17 protein-coding genes and 1 riboswitch are annotated in these 18,300 nt (G+C 72.3%); of the genes, 11 read left to right on the top strand and 6 right to left on the bottom strand.

The genetic code is table 11. The features are described from left to right. Nucleotides 1-88: 88 nt before the first annotated feature. The 3 genes from DQ384_RS24815 to thiO all read right to left on the bottom strand — a co-directional run bounded on the left by DQ384_RS24815 (nucleotide 89) and on the right by thiO (nucleotide 2,416). Nucleotides 89-916, bottom strand: coding sequence for a thiazole synthase (locus DQ384_RS24815; protein ID WP_114031252.1), 828 nt, complete (start codon nucleotides 914-916; stop codon nucleotides 89-91). 43 nt (nucleotides 917-959) lie between these two features. After that, nucleotides 960-1,160: a sulfur carrier protein ThiS gene (gene thiS / locus DQ384_RS24820; protein ID WP_114031253.1), complete on the bottom strand. Its 201-nt coding sequence runs from the start codon at nucleotides 1,158-1,160 to the stop codon at nucleotides 960-962. A gap of 56 nt (nucleotides 1,161-1,216) precedes the next feature. After that, the gene (gene thiO, locus DQ384_RS24825; RefSeq protein WP_114031254.1) at nucleotides 1,217-2,416 is read right to left on the bottom strand and encodes a glycine oxidase ThiO; all 1,200 of its coding nucleotides are present in this window, start codon (nucleotides 2,414-2,416) and stop codon (nucleotides 1,217-1,219) included. After that, nucleotides 2,410-2,521: riboswitch (TPP riboswitch) on the bottom strand. Its footprint overlaps the gene before it by 7 nt. 137 nt (nucleotides 2,522-2,658) lie before the next feature. Between thiO and DQ384_RS24830 the strand changes: the two genes are divergently transcribed. From DQ384_RS24830 to thiE, 3 genes are read left to right on the top strand one after another with little or no spacing between them, the layout of a single operon-like run. Then, nucleotides 2,659-3,828 carry an NAD(P)/FAD-dependent oxidoreductase gene (locus DQ384_RS24830; RefSeq protein ID WP_114031255.1) on the top strand — a complete coding sequence of 390 codons (1,170 nt, stop codon included), beginning with the start codon at nucleotides 2,659-2,661 and terminating at the stop codon, nucleotides 3,826-3,828. Between the two features lie 49 nt (nucleotides 3,829-3,877). Further along, on the top strand, nucleotides 3,878-4,252 hold the full coding sequence (locus tag DQ384_RS24835) for an Rv2175c family DNA-binding protein (protein ID WP_114031256.1): 375 nt from the start codon (nucleotides 3,878-3,880) through the stop codon (nucleotides 4,250-4,252). After that, nucleotides 4,230-4,868 (top strand): thiamine phosphate synthase, encoded by a 639-nt coding sequence (thiE, locus tag DQ384_RS24840; protein WP_114031257.1) that lies wholly within the window; start codon nucleotides 4,230-4,232, stop codon nucleotides 4,866-4,868. Before DQ384_RS24835 ends, thiE begins: the two co-directional genes overlap by 23 nt. A gap of 13 nt (nucleotides 4,869-4,881) precedes the next feature. Here thiE and DQ384_RS24845 read toward each other — a convergent pair whose 3' ends face one another. Further along, on the bottom strand, nucleotides 4,882-5,946 hold the full coding sequence (locus DQ384_RS24845; protein ID WP_114031258.1) for a polyprenyl synthetase family protein: 1,065 nt from the start codon (nucleotides 5,944-5,946) through the stop codon (nucleotides 4,882-4,884). A 223-nt stretch (nucleotides 5,947-6,169) separates the two neighbouring features. Here DQ384_RS24845 and metF point away from each other — a divergent pair, with 223 nt between their 5' ends. From metF to DQ384_RS24880, 7 genes are all read left to right on the top strand, one after another. Continuing rightward, complete coding sequence (gene metF, locus DQ384_RS24850; RefSeq protein WP_114031259.1) at nucleotides 6,170-7,099, top strand: methylenetetrahydrofolate reductase [NAD(P)H]; 930 nt, start codon at nucleotides 6,170-6,172, stop codon at nucleotides 7,097-7,099. Between the two features lie 305 nt (nucleotides 7,100-7,404). Beyond that, nucleotides 7,405-7,836 carry a hypothetical protein gene (locus DQ384_RS24855; RefSeq protein ID WP_114031260.1) on the top strand — a complete coding sequence of 144 codons (432 nt, stop codon included), beginning with the start codon at nucleotides 7,405-7,407 and terminating at the stop codon, nucleotides 7,834-7,836. Between the two features lie 8 nt (nucleotides 7,837-7,844). Beyond that, nucleotides 7,845-11,480: a hypothetical protein gene (locus DQ384_RS24860; protein ID WP_114031261.1), complete on the top strand. Its 3,636-nt coding sequence runs from the start codon at nucleotides 7,845-7,847 to the stop codon at nucleotides 11,478-11,480. After that, nucleotides 11,477-12,100, top strand: a complete 624-nt coding sequence (locus DQ384_RS24865) for a LamG-like jellyroll fold domain-containing protein (RefSeq protein WP_245966756.1) — start codon at nucleotides 11,477-11,479, stop codon at nucleotides 12,098-12,100. The genes DQ384_RS24860 and DQ384_RS24865 overlap by 4 nt, the downstream gene beginning before the upstream one ends. A gap of 20 nt (nucleotides 12,101-12,120) precedes the next feature. After that, a complete protein-coding gene (locus DQ384_RS24870; RefSeq protein WP_114031263.1) occupies nucleotides 12,121-13,023 on the top strand; it encodes a class I SAM-dependent methyltransferase in 903 nt (300 codons plus the stop codon). Nucleotides 13,024-13,312: 289 nt separating this feature from the next. Then, a complete protein-coding gene (locus DQ384_RS24875) occupies nucleotides 13,313-15,022 on the top strand; it encodes a TIM-barrel domain-containing protein (protein ID WP_114031264.1) in 1,710 nt (569 codons plus the stop codon). An 11-nt stretch (nucleotides 15,023-15,033) separates the two neighbouring features. Then, nucleotides 15,034-16,095: an amidohydrolase family protein gene (locus tag DQ384_RS24880; RefSeq protein ID WP_114031318.1), complete on the top strand. Its 1,062-nt coding sequence runs from the start codon at nucleotides 15,034-15,036 to the stop codon at nucleotides 16,093-16,095. Here the strand turns inward: DQ384_RS24880 and DQ384_RS24885 are convergent. Beyond that, nucleotides 16,092-16,646, bottom strand: a complete 555-nt coding sequence (locus tag DQ384_RS24885) for a GNAT family N-acetyltransferase (protein ID WP_114031265.1) — start codon at nucleotides 16,644-16,646, stop codon at nucleotides 16,092-16,094. The two genes, DQ384_RS24880 and DQ384_RS24885, sit on opposite strands and share 4 nt — an antisense overlap. A 170-nt stretch (nucleotides 16,647-16,816) precedes the next feature. Next, nucleotides 16,817-17,293, bottom strand: coding sequence for a YbaK/EbsC family protein (locus tag DQ384_RS24890; RefSeq protein WP_245966751.1), 477 nt, complete (start codon nucleotides 17,291-17,293; stop codon nucleotides 16,817-16,819). Nucleotides 17,294-17,421: 128 nt separating this feature from the next. Here DQ384_RS24890 and DQ384_RS24895 point away from each other — a divergent pair, with 128 nt between their 5' ends. Then, on the top strand, nucleotides 17,422-18,255 hold the full coding sequence (locus DQ384_RS24895) for a L,D-transpeptidase family protein (protein ID WP_114031266.1): 834 nt from the start codon (nucleotides 17,422-17,424) through the stop codon (nucleotides 18,253-18,255). The last annotated feature ends 45 nt before the right edge of the window (nucleotides 18,256-18,300 follow it).

An 18,300-nucleotide genomic window follows, 5' to 3' on the forward strand; every position in this document is an offset into this window, starting at 1 on the left:
GGGAGTGAGTTTACGGGCGGTTTGCCAGGACGAGGGCAAGCACATCCCAAACCGATGCCGACATGTTTTCCCGTCAGGAAGGGGCTACTTACACGTGCGCACCGGCCGCGATCGCCGGTGAGGAGGCCTCAGCGTACCGCCGCCGGGGGATCCGGCCCGCTAGGCGCGCCAGACGACCCGCCGTGACGGCGTGTTTCATCGCCGCGGCCATCAGGCCGGGCCTGCGGGCGCGGGTGACCGCGCTGGCGAGCAGGACCGCGTCGCATCCTAGCTCCATCGCCAGCGCCGCGTCGCTCGCCGTGCCGATGCCGGCGTCGAGGATCACCGGGACGCCCGCCGCCTCCACGATCAGCTCGATGTTGTGGGGGTTGCGGATGCCGAGGCCCGAGCCGATGGGGGAGCCGAGGGGCATGACGGCGGCGCACCCGGCCTGTTCGAGGCGCCGCGCCAGCGCCGGGTCGTCCCCGATGTAGGGCAGGACGACGAAACCGTCCGCGACCAGCCGCTCGGCGGCGTCGAAGGTCTCGATCGGGTCGGGCAGCAGGGTGCGGTCGTCGCTGATCACCTCCAGCTTCACCCACGGCGTGCCGAGCGCCTCGCGGGCCAGGCGCGCGGTCAGCACGGCCTCTCCGGCCGTGTAGCAGCCCGCGGTGTTGGGGAGCACCTTGATGCCCCGCGCGCGCAGCACGTCCAGCACCGACCCCCGCGACGAGGGGTCCAGCCGCCGCATGGCCACCGTGGTGATCTCGGTCCCGGACGCGGCCAAGGCCTCGTCCAGCACCTCCAGCGACGGCGCGCCGCCGGTGCCCATGATCAGGCGCGAGGTGAACTTCTCGCCGCCGAGCACCAGCGTGTCGTCCGCCGCGCCCGCGTCGCGGTCCTCCTCTTCCGTGCCTGTCGAACCCGTGTTCGTCATCCTCGCCACCTCCGTTGTCTCGCTCGCCTGGGCCGTACGGGGGTCATCCACCCTGCACCGCCGTCAGCACCTCGACGCGGTCGTTCTCGCCCAGCGGGGTCGAACGCCACGCGCCGCGGCGGACCACCTCGTCGTTGAGGGCCACCGCCACGCCGGCCGCGGTCGAGGTCAGCACCTCGACGGCGTGGGCGACGGTGGCGCCTTCGGGCAGCCGGCAGGGGTTTCCGTTGATCGTCACGTTCATCGCGGTTCCGGGGCGGGATCCCTGGCGGGGACCGGGGGCGCCCCGATCCTCCTTGGTCATCGATGGTGGGCGGTGGTGCCGTTCCCCGATCCGTGCGCCGCGGGCGCCTGGTGGAAGCGCAGCGGCGAGCAGACCGCCGCCGCGCGCCCGTACGCGGACGGGTCGCCGGCGAGCGTCCCGTCCAGCTCGGCGGCGAGAAGGCCGGCGGTCAGGGGGGCGAGCAGGACGCCGCCCCGGTGGTGGCCCGAGGCGAGCAGGAGGCCCTCCATCGCCGTCGCCCCCAGCACGGGAAGGTTGTCGGGCGTCCCGGGGCGAAGGCCCGCGCTCAGGCCGGACACCTCCAGCTCGGTCACTCCCGGGACCAGCTCGCGGGCGTCGCGCAGCAGCTCCCACAGCCCGCCGGCGGTCACCCGGGTGTCGAACCCCATCTCCTCCTGTGTCGCCCCCAGCACGATCTCGCCGTCGCCGCGCGGCACCAGGTACGCGCTGGAGCCGTGGACGACCCCGCGCACGCAGCGGCCGAGGAACCCCGGCGCGCCGCGCAGCCGCATGATCTGGCCCTTGACCGGCCGCACGGGCGGCGCGACCTCCGGCGGGAAGCCCTCCAGGGACCCCGACCACGCCCCGGCGGCGAGCACGACCCGCTCGGCGGCGAGCACGCGCCCGTCCGCCAGGCGCACCCCGCGCGCGGCGCCGCGCTCGACGGAGAGGCCGGTCACCCGCTCGCGCACCACGGCCGCCCCCCGGCGCGGCAGCGCGGCGAGCAGGGCGGCGGTGACGCGGCGCGGGTCCACCCACGCGTCGCCCGCGGCCAGCAGCCCTCCGCGCACCGAGGGGGCGAGCATCGGCTCGGCGCGGCGGCATTCGCGCCCGGTCAGGCGTTCGACCGGAAGGGACAGCTTGCGCATGAAGTCGGCAAGCTCGTCCAGGGCGGCCAGGTCGTCCGCGCCGAAGGCGACGTCCAGCGTGCCGTCGGCGCGGTGGTCGACGTCCAGGCCGGACTCCTCGGACAGCTCGGCCGCGAACGACGGCCACAGCTCCAGCGAGGCCAGGCCGAGGCGCAGCAGCGGCTCCTCGGTGTAGGTGACCTCGCTCACCGGGGCGAGCATGCCCGCGGCGGCGTGGGTGGCCCCCGAGCCGGGGGAGGGGTCGGCGACGACGACCCGGTGCCCGGCCGCCGCGGCGCGCCAGGCCACCGACAGGCCCGCGATGCCGCCGCCCACGACCACGACGTCCGTGAGATCGATCACACCCATGAGGTCCCGCTCCCTTCGCCGGCATGATCCGGATCAGGTCTTTGCGGTCGAGGGCCGCCAGCCCTCCTCTCAGCCCGGTCTCGCCGGACTCCCGCGCGTCTGACGGCACAAGCCTATTCCTGCCTTGGTACGCCCTGCGCACCCGCTTGAGTGTTCTCATCACCCCGCGTGTGTAGTAGTGAGCCAATTCGTTACCAAATCGCCGTTGGCGGGTTACCCGGCTCCCCGCTTACTGTCAAGTTGTGAATCATGTCGTGGTGGTGGGCGCCGGGCTGGCCGGCGTACGGAGTGTCGAGGCGCTGCGGGCGCGCGGGTACCACGGGCGCGTCACTCTGGTGGGCGACGAGAGCCATCGCCCCTACGATCGGCCACCCCTGTCCAAGGCCGTCATGTTCGGCGACCTGGACTCGACCGTCGTGGACTCCGATCTCGGGGCCCTGGACATCGACCTGCGCACCGAGGTCGCCGCCAAGGGCCTGCGCGAGGGTGTCGTGGAGACGACCGAGGGCGAGCTGGAGTACGACGGGCTGGTGATCGCCACCGGCGCGACCCCGATCAGGCTGCGCGGAGAGGGGCCCCAGTACACGCTGCGCACCATCGACGACGCCCTGGCCCTGCGGGCGCGCCTGACCCCCGGGACCCGGGTGGTCATCGTCGGCGCGGGCTGGATCGGCGCGGAGGTCGCCACGGCGGCGCGCCGGGCGGACTGCGAGGTGACCGTCGTCGAGGCCGCCGCCTCGCCCCTGGCCGTGGCCCTCGGCCCCGAGATCGGCGGCCACACCGCCCCCTGGTACGCCCAGGCCGGCATCGAGCTGCGGCTCGGCACCATGGTCGGCTCGGTGGACCCGGGCGGGCTGACGATGATGGACGGCTCCTGGATCCCCGCCGACGTCGTCGTGGCCGGCATCGGCGTGCGCCCGGCCGTCGGATGGCTCGCCGGGTCCGGCATAGCGCTGGACAACGGCGTCCTGGTCGACGAGCACCTGCGCACGTCCATGGACCGCATCGTCGCGGTCGGCGACTGCGCCAACTGGTGGTCGCGCCGCTTCGGCCGCCGCCTGCGCGTCGAGCACTGGGACACCGCGCTGCACGCCCCCGAGACCGCGGTCGCCACCCTGCTCGGCCAGACCGCCGTGTACGACCCCGTCCCGTACTTCTGGTCGGAGCAGTTCGGCCGCATGCTGCAGTACGCCGGCCACCACACCGGAGCCCGCCTGGTGCTGCGCGGCGATCCGGCGTCCGACCCCAAGTGGGCCGCCATCTGGCTGACCGAGGACCACCGCCTCGCGGCGATCTTCACGGTCGACCGCCCCCGCGACCTCGTGCAGGGCCGCCGGATCGTCGAGGGCGGGCAAAGGCTCGACGAAGATCGCGCGAAAGACCCATCGATACCCTTGCGTGACTGCTTGTGACCCCTGTGGGGGTGTTTGAGACCTGCTGCGACGTGGTAGTTGTGGACTCGTGACGCTTTCTGTTGCGCAGATCGACCGGGAAACCGACCAGCTCGTGGGGGAGTGGCTCACCCTCTCGGAGGTTGGCGGCCGGCTCGGGCTCAGTTCCGGGCGCGCCAAGCAGCTCCTCAAGGACAAGAAGCTCATCGGCGTCCGCAGGGGCGGCCCCGAGCCGGAGGTGCCGGCGGTCTTCATCGCCGGGGACGACGTGCTCAAGGGCCTGCCCGGTACGCTGACCGTCCTGGCGGACGCGGGGTACGACGACGTCGCGGCCCTGCGGTGGCTCTTCACCCCCGACGACTCCCTGCCGGGGGCGCCGGTCGACGCAATCGTCGCGGGCCGGCACACCGAGGTGAAGAGGCGTGCCCAAGCGCTCGCTTTCTGACGCGAGGCTCTACCTCTGCACCGACGGCCGTCGTCGGCAGGGCGATCTGGAAGAGTTCCTGGACGCCGTTCTGGCCGCTGGCGTCGACATCGTCCAGCTCCGTGAGAAGGGCCTGGAGGCCCGGCGGGAGCTGGAGCTGCTCGAAGTGTTCCGCGACGCCTGCGACCGGCACGGAGCCCTGCTCGCGGTCAACGACCGCGCCGACATCGCCTTCGCCGCCCGTCCCGACGTGCTCCACCTGGGGCAGGACGATCTTCCCGTGGCGGTGGCGCGGGCGATGCTGGGGCCGGACATCCTCGTCGGGCGGTCGACGCACAGCGACGCGGAGGCGTCCGCGGCGGCCGTCGAGGACGGCGTGGACTACTTCTGCTGCGGGCCGATCTGGCCGACGCCGACCAAGCCCGGGCGTTTCGCGCCCGGGCCCGAGCTGCTGAAGCACGCGGCCTCGCTCGGGACCGGACGTCCCTGGTTCGGCATCGGCGGCGTCGACCTCGGCACGCTGGACGAGGTCATGTCCTACGGCGCGACGCGGGTCGTGGTCGTGCGGGCCATCACCGAGGCCGAGGACCCGGGCGCGGCGGCGGCGGAGTTCGCCCGTCGCCTGCGCGCGGGCTGAGGGCGCGACACGCTCAGCTCTGGCGCGAGGTCGCGGCGGCCGCGAGTTCCTCCAGGGCCGCGCGGGCCTCGGCGGTGATCGGCGCGCGCTCCAGGCTGGTCAGCGCGTCGTCGTGGTAGCGCTTGATCATCTCCTCGCTCGCGGCCAGGGCCCCGGTGTCCTCGATGATCCGGCGCAGCCGCTCGACGCCGTCCGTGTCCAGGGCCGGGTCGCCGAGCAGGCGCCGCACGTCCTCGGCCTGGCGCTCCGAGGCCTCCGACAGCGTGCGCGCGATCAGCATGGTGCGCTTGCCCTCGCGCAGGTCGTCGCCCGCCGGCTTGCCGGTCTGGGCCGGGTCGCCGAACACGCCGAGCACGTCGTCGCGCAGCTGGAAGGCGATGCCGACCTTCTGCCCGTACTCCACGCACAGCCGGTCGATCCACGGCTCCTGGCCGCGCGCGGCGAGCACCAGCCCGAGCCGCAGCGGCTGCTCCACGGAGTACTTGCCGCTCTTGTGCAGGGCGACCCGCAGGGCGCTGTCGAAGGTGTTCTCGAAGTGCGCCTGCTCCAGAAGATCCAGATACTGGCCGCACATCAGCTCGGTGCGCATGATGTCGTGCACCGGCTCGGCGGCGGCCAGCGCCTCGGCCGGCAGGCCGCTCGTCCGCCACATCTCGCTCGACCAGACCAGCAGAAGGCTGCCCAGCAGGACGGCCGCGCCCTCGCCGAACTGGGTGGACGAGCCGCGCCAGCCCGACCGCTCGTGCAGCGCCTGGAACCGCCTGTGCGCCGAGGGCCGGCCTCTGCGCAGGTCGCTCGCGTCCATCACGTCGTCGTGGATCAAGGCGCTGGCCTGCAACAACTCCAGTGAGGCGGCGGCGGTGAAGATCGCCGGGTCATCCTCGCCCCCCGCGCCGCGCCAGCCCCAGTAGCAGAAGGCGGGACGCAGCCGCTTGCCGCCCGCGAGGAAGTCCTCCGCGGTCGTCATCAGAGGGGCCAGTTCCGGCGCGCCGACCAGGGGGCGCTGCCGGTCCACGAACATCCGGAGGCGGCGGTCGACTTCGGAACGAAGGTAGTCCCACTGGAACGAAGCGGTCATGTTCTGAGATTAGTGGGAGCTTTATGACGTACTGATCCCCGTCCCCCGCATTCGCCGCGCCCCGTGGCCCTCCGTTGCCTCCTCCGGCCGGGAACGCCCGCCGGGAACGAGGCGGGACGAGAGGGGCGAACCGGCCGGGATTGGCGTCCGACGTACCGAAGCCCCGTCAAAACAGCGCGTTCACACGGGGTCCGGCATGGATCCGACCTGTAGCCTTGGGGGCATGGCTTTGGGTCGATCCTCCATGCGCCCCGACCGCGTTCCCACCGTCAGGGAACTGCTCGCCTCCGGCGGCCGGTCGTTCTCCTTCGAGTTCTTCCCTCCGAAGACCGACGAGGGGGAGCGTCTGCTGTGGCGCGCGATCCGCGAGCTGGAGGCGCTGCGCCCGACCTTCGTGTCCGTCACGTACGGCGCCGGCGGGTCCAGCCGCGACCGCACCATCGAGATCGTCGAGCGGCTCGCCCACGAGACCACGCTCACCCCGGTCGCCCACTTCACCGCCGTCAACCACTCCCTGCGCGAGCTGCGCCATCTCGTCGGCAGGTTCGCCGACGCCGGCGTGCGCAACATCCTCGCCGTCCGCGGCGACCCGCCCGGCAGCGACCCGCTGGCCGAGTGGATCAAGCACCCCGAGGGCGTCGAGTTCGCCGAGGACCTCGTGCGGCTGATCCGCCAGGCGGGCGAGTTCTGCGTCGGCGTCGCGGCCTTCCCCTACCGCCACCCGAGGTCGCCGTCCATCGATTCCGACACCGAGTACTTCGTTCAGAAGTGCCGGGCCGGGGCCGACTACGCGATCACCCAGATGTTCTTCCGCGCCGAGGACTACCTGCGGCTGCGCGACCGCGTCGCCGCCCGCGGCTGCGACACGCCGATCATCCCGGGCATCATGCCGGTCACGCAGATGAGCACGATCGCGCGGTCGGAGAAGCTGTCGGGCGCTCCGTTCCCGCCCGAGGTGGCCGAGCGCTTCGAGGCCGTCGCCGACGACCCCGAGGCCGTCCGCCGTCTCGGCATCGAGCACGCCGCCGAGCTGTGCCAGACGCTGCTCGACGAGGGCGCCCCGGGCATCCACTTCATCACCTTCAACAAGTCCAGCGCCACCCGCGAGGTGTACCAGGCACTCGTGCCGGCCGCCGCCGGCGTGAAGGCCTGAACGCCCGCCGCGCCCGTAGCGGAAATCCGGAAAAATCCATATTGAGGGACTTAACTCCCTAATTCGGATGAACCTGGGTGGCGTATCGACGATCCTCGGCACGGGTGGAACGCCAGGTCGTGCGGGTGACGCACACCCGGGACCGGTCCTGCCGGGCGGTTTCCACCTCGGACGCCATATCGATTTCCATCCATTTCGGTCACCCAGTCGGAGCCGTGCGTTGCTCTTTCCCGGATAACTCGTGAACTGCGATACTTCTGGGAAGAAATCGCCGACCGGCCACCGCGCCGCGATGAGGGGATGACATGGACGTCGCGCAACTCGCCGCGTTCCTCGCGCCGTTCCTGGGTTCCCTGCTCGGGAAGGCCGGCACGACGGCCGCCGAGGTGGCCGGCGAGTTCGGGGAGGCCGCCTGGGAGCAGGCCACCAAGCTGTGGCGGCGGCTGGCCGGCCACGTCGCCGAGCGCCCCGCCGCCCAGGAGGCCGCCGAGGACGTCGCCGAGCACCCCGACAGCGAGGGGGCCCGGGGCGCGCTCGCCTGGCAGCTGGAGAAGCTGCTCGCCTCCGACACCGCTCTACGTGATGACCTCGCGCGGCTGTGGCGGGAGGGCGCGGCCGCGGGCGTGACCGTGACCACGGTCACCGCCTTCGGCCACCGTTCCGTCGCCGTGGGCGGCGATGTGAAGGGCACCATCACCACCGGCGACGCGCCCCGCCCGCCCGTGCCGGACGTCTGAGCCGCCTCATGACCGCGCCGGGTGAGATGCGAACCGCCACCGCCGACGGCGAGCGGAGCATCGCCATCGGAGGCGACGCGATCAACAGCCTGCTCGTGACCGGCGACGGCAACACCTTCTTCATCGGCCGGTACGAGCGGCTCGTCGACGCCTACCTGAGCCCGGCCGCCCTGTACCAGGAACTCGACATGTTCACCGGCCGCGAGTGGCTCGTGGAGGGGGTCGACCGGTTCCTCGCGGGCAATGACCGCGGATACCTCATCGTGGAAGCCGACGCCGGCATGGGCAAGAGCACGTTCCTGGCCTGGCTCGCCCGGGCACGCGGCTACGCCCACCACTTCGTCCGGCTCATGCCCGACCCGCAGGACATCGCGGTCGCCGTGCGCAGCCTCAGCGCCCAGCTCATCACGGCCTGGGACGTCGAGACCCATTCGGTGGGCGGGATGCTCCCGCCGTCGGCGGGCCGGCCCGACTTCATGCAGGACCTGCTGGTCGACGTGGCCGCACGCCGTGACGAGGTGCGCCCGGGCGAGCCGATCGTCCTGGTCGTCGACGGCCTCAACGAGACTGTTCCACCGGCGGGCCAGAACCCACTGGGACTCCCGGTGTCGCTGCCCTGCGGCGTGTACGTCATCGCGTCGCAGCGGCCGGTCCAGGTCCCGCTGCGCGTCGACGTCCCCCGCGCCGTGGTCGCGATCGAGGCCGAAAGCGAGGGGAACATGCGTGACGTCCGTGACCACCTCGAACGGGTGGCCCGATCGGAGGAACTCGCCGGCAGGCTCAGGGAGGCGGGGGTCCCCACCGAGATCTTCGTCGAGACCCTGCTCGCCAGGTCCGGCGGTGTGTGGATCTACCTCCACTACGTTCTCGCCGAGGTGCGCCGAGGCCAGCGCTCGCCCGCCGACGTGGCGCACCTGCCGACCGGCCTGTGGCACTACTACGCCCAGTACTGGCACGAGTGGCAGCGCCGCCACGCCGAGCGCTGGGCGGAGTTCTACCTGCCGGTCCTGGCGGTCCTGGCCGCCGCGGCCGAGCCGTTGCCGGGGGAGCTCCTCGCCCAGCTCACGCGTGCGCCTGTCGCGGCCGTCGAGACCCTGCTGGAGGACGATTGGCGGCCGTTCGTGCAGGTGGAGGAGTCCGACGAGGGCAATCGCTACCACACCTTCCATGACAGCCTGCGCGAGTTCCTCCACGGAGACGTCGGCTCCGGGCAGCTCACGTCGGCCGAACGGTCGCTGGCCGGCCGTCTGGCACGCGCCACGAGGTCGGCGCACTCGCTCCTCGCCGACCGCTGCCTGAACGGCTGGGGCGGGCTCGCCGCCGGGCTGCCGGTGCTGCGCGAGGGCGGCTCGTCCGATCTGGACGGCGGCTACGGGCTGCGGCACCTCGCCGAGCACCTCGACCGGGCCGGCCGCGCCGCCGACCTGCACGAGCTGCTGGCGCTGTCGTGGGCGGACGGGCCGCGCCGGGTCAACGCGTGGTTCACCGTCCACCGCCGAACGGGCCGGCTCGCGGGGTTCCGGCGCGACGTGGGCACGGCCTGGAACGCCGTACGCCAGGCCGGCGGCCCGCTGCGCGCCGCCCGGCAGATGCGTTACGCGCTCGTGCTTTCGTCGTTGAACAGCATGGCCGCGACGACGCCCCCGATCCTGTGGCCGATCCTCGTCCAGAGCGACAACCTCACGGCGGAGGAGGCGCTGGCGTGGGCCCGGCAGATCCCCACGCCCGAAGAGCGGGCCGAGACGCTGACCAGTCTCATCGAGGTGGTGCCCGGCCGCCTTCGGGACGAGGTCGAGCGCGAGGCGCTCGCGGCCGTACGCGCCGTGCCGGACGGCTACTGGCGCCTCGGGGAGCTGTGGCGGCTGCACTCACTGGTGGCCGCCGATTTGCGGGAGGAACTGCTGGCGATCGTCCGGTCGCTGGCCGACGACTACTACCAGTTCGTGGCCTACAGGATGCTGAACGTCGAGAAGGCCGCGCCGGCGGTGTCGGTCCGCGCCGGCACCCGTTCGGGCCGGACCTCGGCCCGGCACCGGGGAGACTGGCAGGCGGCGGCGGACTTCGTCGAGGAGTACCTGCATCGCCGCCACTTCGCGGCGAGCTGCCTGCGGCAGGCCGGCCTCGATGTGATCACCGCGGTCCCGCAGGTCCCGGGCGACCCGGCCGAACGATACTGGCGCGCGCATCTGCTGGCCCTCGCCGTGGCGGACGCGGAGGGCGAGGAGAGGCGCCGCCTGGCCGCGGCCGCCGTGGAGATGGGGGAGAGCATCGGCGACGGGCGGTACGCGACCGCCGCGTGGGCCGCGTTCGTGCTCGCGGCCGGAACTTCGGCGGGCGCGGCCGGCGACGCGTGGCCGGAGATCACTGACCGGGGGCACCGTGCGGCGCTGGCCATCGCCACGGCTACGCCGGAGTCCGCCGGGACGATCATCGACGCGCTCAGCCGGATCGAGGGGGACGAGGACCGCGCCGAGATCCTGATCGCGGCGGCGCCCGCGCTGGCGCGCCTCGGGGTGCGGCCCATCCGGGAGGTCACGGCACTGGTCGGCGACCCGGGCGCGCGCCTTCGCGCCTTGTTCGCGGTGGCCGCGCATGCCGCGCCCGCCGACGCCGGGCGAATCGGGAGCGACGTGCTGGCGGTTCTTGGGGAACGGCCCACGCTGCCGGGCCGGGCCGGGATGCTGAGCCGGGCCGCGGCCTTCGTGCCCGCCGAGGCGCTCGAGGCCGTGGCCGCGATGGCCTCCGCGTTCGAAGACCCGGAGGTGCGGGCCGCGGTGCACGCCGCCGTCGGGATGCGCCACTGCGCGCTGGGCGATCTGGAGCGCGTGGCCGGGCTTCTGAGCACGCTGGAGCGGCAGGCCGGGGCGCCGGGCGCGTCCGGTGCTCCATGGCGTCCAGCGCTGGCGCGTGCTCTCGCACGGCTCCACGCGCGCGCCGGCGATCCCGCCGAGGCGCTGCGGCTCGCCGCAGGCCTGCCCTACCTCACCTGGCGCGGCGAGGTGCTCGCGCTGGCCGCGCACCGGCTGGACCCGGTCGCCGCCGGTGCGGTGATCGAGGAAGCGGTACGGCTCGCGGACACCGCGACCGCGACCTCCAGGACCATGGTGCTCGCGGCGGTCGCGGCCGCCGCGCCGGGCCCGTACCGGGCCGGAGTCGCCACGATGGCGCTGGACGCCGCCGGCATCATCGAGGAGGACTACGAACGGTCGGTCGCGCTGATCCCGGTCGTGGAGGCGCTCGTGGCGGGCGGTGACACGCCCGGCGCGCTGCGGGCGTGCGCCGGCATCCCGACCGAGCGCGTTCGCGCCGACGCGTTCGCGGCCCTGCTCGCCGTTGACGGCTCCCACGAAACCGCGCGCGAGGTGGCCCGGCTGGCGGACGCCCTCACCGACGCGGACGCGCGCGCCCGCGTGCGCCTCGGCGCCCTCGTCGCGCTGCACGCCGCCTGGCTGCGAGGGGAGGGGGCCCAGGCTTCGCTGGAGGCACGGTTCGACGCGGCGGTGGGCGAGTTCGCGGCGCGTCTCCGGCGCGAGATCCTGGAGAGCCTGCCCAGCTGGCTCGCGATCGTGGGCACTCTCGACGGGGCGGCGGGAGTCCGCGCCGTCGCCGCCGGCCTCGCCGACACGATGGACTGGTGGCGATGAACCATCCCGGCCTGTACGAACTCGTCCTCCACCACCGTTACGCCGATCCGGACTTCCAGGACCTTTCCGGTCACGGCAACCACGGCTACGGGACGGTGCCGCGGGTCGCCGGCGATGGGCGGGTCGCCGCGGTCTTCGACGGTGAGCGCGACCGTATCTTCGTCCCGCCTTCCGCGACGCTGACCCGGCGCGGCGGCATCCGCGCCGACGTCGTGGTCAACGTCGACGAGCTGGGACACCGCCGCACCCTCGTCGAGGGATACCTGTCCTTCGCCGTGCATGTCGAGGGGGACGGCGCCATCGGCGCGGGCATCTACCGCCATCTTGAGTGGTACGGCGTGCAGAGCCCGCGGGCGGTCGTCCCGACCGGCCGCTGGGTGACCGTCACGTTCCTGTACACCGAGGACGGGGTGATGACGCTGTCGCTGGACGGCGAGACGGTGGCCGAGGAGTACCGGAGGCTGGGCGCGGCCAACGGGGTCGCATGGCCCTTCGGGCTCAGCATCGGCGCGTGGCCGGACGCCGATCAGCGTGTCCTCAAGGGACGGCTGGCCGAGGTCAAGTTGTGGCGCTCCCTGCCGCCCGGCCCGTCTCTTGACCTTGACAGGGCGGACACCTAAGGTGAGCCGACGCTGCGGCCATGGCCGGAGGAGCCGATCCGCATGACGGCGAGGACGTCGGTGGCGGCGTGGCCACGTCCGCGGGCTCGGTGAGGGCCACGGTCTGGGGAGGTGACGTGGCGGGCGACGGCGACCGGTTGCGGCGGAGGTGGAGTTTCGACGCCGACCCCGACGGCTACCATGCGGCGCGGCCGGGCTACCCGTCGGCGGTGCTCGAGCGGTTGAGGGACGTCTGCGGGCTCGCCGAGGGCCGCAGGGTCCTGGAGATCGGGCCGGGCACCGGGCAGGCGACCAATGAACTGCTCGGCGCGGGCGCCCAGGTGGTGGCCGTTGAACTGGGGTCCCACCTGGCCGGATACCTGCGGGCCCGGTTCCAGGGGCGGCCCCTCACCGTCATCGAGGCCGACTTCGACACGGTGACGCCGGCGGAGGCGGGCTTCGACCTCGCGGTCGCCGCGACGAGCCTCCACTGGCTGGACCTCGCCGTCGCGCTCCCCAAGATCGGGCGGGCGCTGCTGCCGGGAGCGTGGCTGGCCGCGTGGTGGACGGTCTACCGCGACGCCGACCCCGAGCGGGAGACGCCGTTCCGCCGTTCCCTGGAAGCCGTGTTCCGTCGTCACCGGCTCGGGCGCGGTGGCGGCGGCATGCCGGGAGCGCTCGATCACGACGCCTGGCTGGCGGAGTTCGCCGGGGCGGGCATGTTCGACGACGTGCGGGTGGAGGACATCCGCTGGTCGGTCCCGTTCGACAGCCGGGGCCTCACCGCGCTGTTCGCCACGTTCACCGAGGTGACCGATCTGCCCGAGGCCGAGCGCGCCGCCCTGCTCGGTGACATCGCGACGTTGGTGGACGTGGAGTTCGGCGGCGAGGTCGTCGAGAACTACGTGACGGTGCTTTACCTCGCCCGCAGGAAGGCCGGATAGCGCCGTCCGGATATGAATTCCCCGGTTTTCCCCTGGAGAGGGCGATGGTGTCTTTCAGTCATGCTGCCGGTGTGGTTTACTTCGCATGCCGGATGTACGGCTCATCATGGTTCCGGCGATCTCCATCCTCATCCGTGTGCGGCGAGGTTACGGGATGCGCGACGAAATACAGATCTCGCGTGGTCGGTGGCGGGTTCGGGTAGACCCTGAGAACGCGTCCGCGTGCATCGATCTCGCGACGTTCAGCCAATCCCTGCGATTACACGTCAGTGTCGAGACCCTCGATTCGTTGGACCGTAATGTCTCGGTCACCTGGCTGGGCGCTGAGGTCCAGGGAGGCCGGGAGCGGCTGAGTTGGGCCGCGAAGAGCACCCTGTGGGACAAGCGGTACCACTTGGACGTCTATGCCGAGCACCTGGAGTTCCATGCCGAGGTGTACGGCACAGGCGATCTCGACGTCATCCGCTACTTCGACTCGATACCGGACCAGGGCCACCGGGACTATTCTCTGCGCACCAGGCACCTGGTCGACCGGGGCCACACCCCGGCCCGGGAATACTCGGCCGGTTCTCCTGTGGCGTTCAGCCGGGTCTTCTCTCCGGAGCCGAACTATCACGGCAGCAAGCATTTCGAGCCTTTCGAGTACGGCCTGATCAGCGTCACCGGCGACACCGACTACTGCGGCGGTAATCTCATCGCCAATCCCGGCCCGCTGTGTTTCGCGGTCGCTGCGGACCCCGGTCGTGAATGGCTCGCCTTCGGCCTGGCGGTGGAGCCGGGCGAGTATCTTTTCTCCGATTTCGAGTACCACGGCGGAAGCGATTTCGCGCTCGCGGTGAGCGGCTGGGGCGCCCGCCGGATCACCGGCACGTTCCACACGCCACGCATGGTCATCGTTCCCGCCGCCACCGCCGAGCAGGCCGTGGCGGACTACGTCGAGGTGCTTCACGCGTCCGGCCTGGTGCCGAGGCCGCGCAGGGAGCAGCCGGACTGGTGGAGCCGGCCCATCGTGTGCGGCTGGGGTCACCAGTGCTACCAGGCCGACCTCTTCCGCGTCCGTAGCAGCGCCGAACGGCCGCCCGACAACGCCGCGTACACGCTGTGCACTCAGGCCACCTACCGCGATCTCGTCGAACGGCTGGACGCCCACGACCTTCCCTGGGGCACGCTGACCATCGACGCTCGTTGGTTTCTCGCCGGCGGGCTGAAGGACGTCGACACCGGCAGGTGGCCCGACCTGCGGGGCTTCATCGACCGCCAGCATCGGCTCGGCAGGCGCGTGCTGCTGTGGTGGGGCCCCTGGGACCCCGAGGGCATCCCCGCGGGCGAGTGCATCCGCTATCAGCCGGAGCAGAGCCGCGGCCGGCGCAACCGGCCCGGCCGGCGCGCCAAGACGCCGCAGGGCAACATTCCGCTGAACGCACTGGCGCCCGGCACGAAGCTGGCCGTCGACGTCACCCTGCCCTCCGTGCGCGAGCGGGTCCGGGAGCAGATCCGCAGGCTGCTCGGCCCCGACGGCCTCGACGCCGACGGGTTGAAGATCGACCACCTGTCGGCCACACCGGGCAGTTACGGCATGGCGTTCCCGCACGGCTCGGGCCGCCTGTTCGGCATCGAGGCGGCCCGCGAGGTGCTGGCCCTGCTGTACGAGACCGCCAAGGAGGTGAAGCCGGACGCCCTGCTGAGCGGGCAGTCGCCCAACCCCTACATGGCCGACGTCCAGGACATGGTCCGCATCAGCCCCTGGCCCTTGTACCCGGACTCCGTCGTGGCGGAGGCCACTCACAGCGCGTCGATGGCGCGCATAGCCGATCCCGGCTGGCTGATCGACACCAACGGCTATCCGATGCCCTCCCTGTCGGCGTTCCGCGAGTACATGGACCTGCAGCCGGTTCTCGGCGTGCCGAGCCTGCTCTACGCCACCCACCTGGACACCACCGGTGAGGCGTTCACCCCCGACGACTACGCCCGGATCCGCCGGGCGTGGTCGCGCCTGTGAGGGGCACGACGATGCCGGAGCCAGGCGACCTCGCCGACCTGCGCCTTCGCGACTACAGGCCCTACTCGCGCATGCGTGCCCCGAACCGGCGTCGCGCGCGGGCCGCCGTCTCGGCGATGGACGCCCACGCCCATCTCGGCCGATGGCTGACCGGCGGTGACTGGGCGGTTCCTGACGTGGCGGAGCTGATCGACCTCATGGAGGCCTGCAACATCGCGGCGATGGTGAACCTCGACGGCCGGTGGGGCGGCGAGCTGGAGGCGAACCTTGACCGGTACGATCGCGCGCATCCTGACCGGTTCGCGACGTTCTGCCACGTCGACTGGAATGCGCTGGCCGAGCCCCGGCCAGGGGAGCGGCTCGCCGGCGACCTCGCCCGCTCGGTGGCGAGCGGCGCACGGGGGCTGAAGGTGTGGAAGGACCTCGGCCTGGAGGTCCGGGACGGCGACGGGCGCCTGGTCTCGCCGGACGATCGCCGTCTGGCGCCTCTGTGGGAGAAGGCGGCGGAGCTCGGGGTGCCGGTCGCCATCCACACCGCCGACCCCGTCGCGTTCTTCGACCCGGTCGACGAACGGAACGAACGGCTGGAAGAGCTGCTGCGGCATCCCGAGTGGTCGTTCGCGGACGAACGTTACCCGCGCTTCGAACGGTTGATCGCCGCCCTGGAAGCCCTCGTCGCGGCCAATCCGGACACCGCCTTCATCGGCCTGCACGCCGGCTGCCACGCCGAGGACCTGTCGTGGGTGGACCGCATGCTGGGCGCCTACCCGAACCTCTGCATCGACATCGCCGCTCGCGTCGCCGAGCTCGGCCGCCAGCCGCGCCGGACGCGTGAGCTCATCATGCGCCACCGCGACCGTGTCCTGTTCGGCACCGACCAGATCCCTCCGCGCCGGGAGGTCTACGAGATCTACTTCCGCTTCGCCGAGACGGCGGACGAGCACTTCCCCTACTCGCCGAAGGACCCCCCGCCCAACGGCCGGTGGCGCATCTCGGGAATCGACCTGCCGACGGAGGTGCTGGAGAAGGTCTACGCCGGCAACCTGCGACGGCTGCTCGGCGGCCGCGGCTAGTCCGGAGGAAGGAGCGGGAGCGTGCTGCCCACGATCGCGTACCGCTCGTAGCCTCCGGGGAAGACGAACATCCCCATCAGGTCGACGAAGCCCAGCCGGCGGTAGAGGTGCCGCGCCGCCGTCGGCTGGTCATGGGTGGACAGCACGGCCGTGCGCTCGGCACGGCCCTCGCACAGGCCCCGCACGAGCCTGCGGCCGATGCCCTTGCCCTGGTAGCCGGGGTGGACGTGGATCTCGGCGATCTCCAGCGCGTTCTCGAACCACGCCGCCGCGACCCCCGCGCCCGCGCGCTCGGCCAGGCCCCGGCGCACGACGTCGTGCCACCACTGCCCCGGCGCGCCGTGGAACCCGTACCCGAAGCCGACGATCTGCCCGCCGGGCGTCTCGGCGAACAGGCAGGCGAAGTCGGGGAACGTGGCGTGGTTGCGCATGATGCTCTGCCGGCCAGAGAGCTGCTCGACCGGAGGGCGCATCGCCGCGGTGTACGTGTCGATCACGGCATCCAGCTCAGCGGTGAACTCCTCGGCACCGGCGCGTCGCAGTTCGATCACTCGTCGCACACTAGCAGGACCGCGAAGAGGCACGGCCGAACCGGCTCAGAGCGCGCTTCGGGGCGTTAAACCGGCGTTTCGGGTGCCTCCCCGGCGAAGATCCGGACGGCTCGGAGCGGGGTGCCGGATCGGTCACCGTCCCGTGACCGCGCGGTGCCGCGCGCCACCGGTCATTCCACGTCGGCGGGCGTGCCGTCCGTGATGCGCACGAGCTCGTCGAACGTCGTCGGGAAGATGGTGTGCGGGTGACCCGCGGCGGCCCACACCACCTTGTGCTCGCCCAGCCAGGTGTCGACCAGCGTGCGGATCGGCGCCGGATGCCCGACCGGGGCCACGCCGCCGATCGTCTGCCCCGTCGCGGTCTTCACGAAGTCCGGGGCGGCCCTCTTCACCTTGGACGCCCCCACCAGGCCGGCGACCAGGCCCGTGTCGACCCGGTGGGCGCCGCTGGTGAGCACCAGCAGCGGCTCGCCGTCGGCGTCGAAGACCAGGCTGTTGGCGATCGCCCCGACCTCGCAGCCGAGCCGGGCCGCGGCGGCCGCGGCCGTCGGGACCGCGTCATCGAACACGACCACCTCGCCCATGGCGCCGGCCTCGCGCAGCGCCGTGGTGACCTTCAGGACGGTCGGATGCAACTTTTCTGGCACCCGGACACTCTAAACAGGTTGACCGGCATCAGCCATTCATTACATCTCCGTGACTGTAGGCGGGCGGAGGTGATCATTGCGCTAGTGTCCGTCATCCAATCATGGTGTTGCGGAGAGGAAGTTTTGACATGGGGGTTGGAAGGCGGCTCGCCGCCGCGGCGGTGCTGACCGCGGGAGCCGTGCTCGCCTCGGGGCTCGTCTCGGGTCACGCGGCGGGAACCCAGCGGAGCGACCTGGCTGGGGGAGCCGGGGGCGCGAGCGCGGTTGTCACGATCCACACGACGCCGGTCAGCGCGCGGACTGCGGTCACGCCGTTCACCGCGCCGCACGTCAGCCTGAAGATCGGCGCCAAGGGCGCCGCGGTGAAGCAGTTGCAGACCAGGCTGCGGGAGCTCGGCTACGCGCCGGGCAAGATCGACTCGCGCTACGGGGGCACCACGCAGTCCGCCGTGTGGGCGTTCCAGAAGGTCCAGGGCCTGTCGCCGACGAGCACGGTCAGCGCGCGCACGTGGCGGGCGCTGGAGAACCCGAAGGCGCCGCAGATCCTGGTCCCGAAAGGCAAGCCCGACCGGGTCGAGGTCAACCTGACCAAGCAGATCGCCGTGCTGTACCAGGCGGGGCAGGTGAAGCTGATCACCCACATCTCCTCGGGCAGCGGCATCCCCTACTGCGAGACGGCGACCTGGCAGGGCAAGGTCCAGAGGTTCTGCGGCGACGCGAGGACGCCCACCGGCGACTTCAAGACCACCTGGCGGCGGTCGGGCTGGCACAAGTCCTACCTCGGGCAGCTGTACAACCCGATCTTCTTCAACGGGGGGATCGCCCTGCACGGCGCGCTGTCGGTCCCGCTCGCGCCCGCCTCGCACGGGTGCGTCCGGCTTCCGATGCACGTCGCCGAGGCGCTGCCGACCCTGCTGGGGACCGGCGTCCCGGTCCACGTCCGGGGCAAGTTCCAGCGCTGACCTGGCGCTGAGCCGGCGCTGAGCCGGACACTCACCCGCCGCCGA

Source organism: Sphaerisporangium album, assembly GCF_003323745.1.
Taxonomy (GTDB): Bacteria; Actinomycetota; Actinomycetes; order Streptosporangiales; family Streptosporangiaceae; genus Sphaerisporangium; species Sphaerisporangium album.